The 1,329-nt window shown below is 64.3% G+C and carries 1 protein-coding gene; it reads right to left on the reverse strand.

Going from position 1 to position 1,329, the window contains the following annotated elements; all coding sequences use genetic code 11:
* Positions 1 to 1,329 (reverse strand): Si-specific NAD(P)(+) transhydrogenase (gene sthA, locus BKG76_RS00010; protein WP_070934825.1); only part of this gene is annotated, 1,329 nt, incomplete at both ends.

Genomic DNA, 1,329 nt, shown 5'->3' on the forward strand with positions numbered 1-1,329 from the left:
CGAGAACGTCGGATAGTTGAAAACCGCGTCTACCAGGTATTCGACGGTGCCGCCGCAGCCCATCACCGCCTGCCCGATATGCACCAGGTCGGTGGCATCGGAGCCGAAGATGTGCACTCCGAGCAGCTTGAGATCCTCGGTGGACACCAGCAGCTTGAGCATGCCGTAGGAATCGCCGGCGATCTGACCGCGCGCCAGCTCGCGGTAACGCGAGACGCCCACCTCGTAGGGAATCGCATTCTTGGTGAGCTCAACCTCGGTGGCACCCACATAGGACACCTCCGGGATGGAGTAGATGCCGATCGGCTGCAGATCGGTCATGCCCTTCGACGGTTCGCCAAACGCGTGATAGGCCGCCAGGCGTCCCTGATCCATCGAGGTGGCCGCCAGCGCCGGGAACCCGATCACATCGCCCACCGCGTAAATGTGGTCAACCTTGGTCTGGAAGTTCGCATCGACCCAGATCCGGCCGCGGTTGTCGGCCTCCAGCCCCGCCTTGACGAGGTCGAGCTGATCGGTCTGGCCCTGCCGTCCGGCGGAGTACATGACGGTGTCGGCGGGAATCTGCTTACCGCTCGCCAGCGTGGTCATGGTGCCGGAGTCGTTGACGGCCACCGCGGTGACCTCCTCGCCGAAACGGAACGTCACCGCCAGATCGCGCAGGTGAAAGCGAAGGGCCTCAACGACTTCCGGGTCGCAGAAGTCGAGCATGGTGTCACGCTTCTCCACCACGGTCACCTTGGTGCCCAGGGCGGCGAACATAGAGGCGTACTCGATGCCGATGACGCCGGCGCCCACGACGACCATCGATCCGGGAATGAACCGCAGATTCAAGATGCCGTCCGAATCCAAGACGCGTTTCTCGTCGAAGGCCACTCCGTCCGGCCGGGCCGGATTGGTTCCGGTGGCGATGACGACGTACTCGGCGTGCAACGTGGTGCGCTCGCCGCGGGAGGGTTCCTCCACCACCACGGTGTGCTCGTCGGCGAAACGGGCGACGCCGCTGATCAAGTCGATGCGGTTGCGCAGCAGCTGAGCGCGCACCACCTCGATTTCCTTGCGGATGACGTGTTCGGTGCGGGCCAGCAGGTCTTCCGGGGTGATGTTGGCCTTCACCCGGTAGCTCGCGCCATACAGCTCACGCTGGTTCATGCCGGTCAGGTACAGCACCGCCTCGCGCAGCGTCTTGGACGGAATGGTCCCGGTGTTGGTGCAGACACCACCGAGCATGTTGTCGCGTTCGACGACCGCCACCGACTTACCCAGCTTGGCCGCGGCAATAGCGGCCTTCTGGCCTCCGGGGCCGGAACCGATGACGACGAGATCGTA

Origin of the sequence: Mycobacteroides franklinii, from assembly GCF_001853795.1 — a bacterium.
GTDB lineage: Bacteria > Actinomycetota > Actinomycetes > Mycobacteriales > Mycobacteriaceae > Mycobacterium > Mycobacterium franklinii.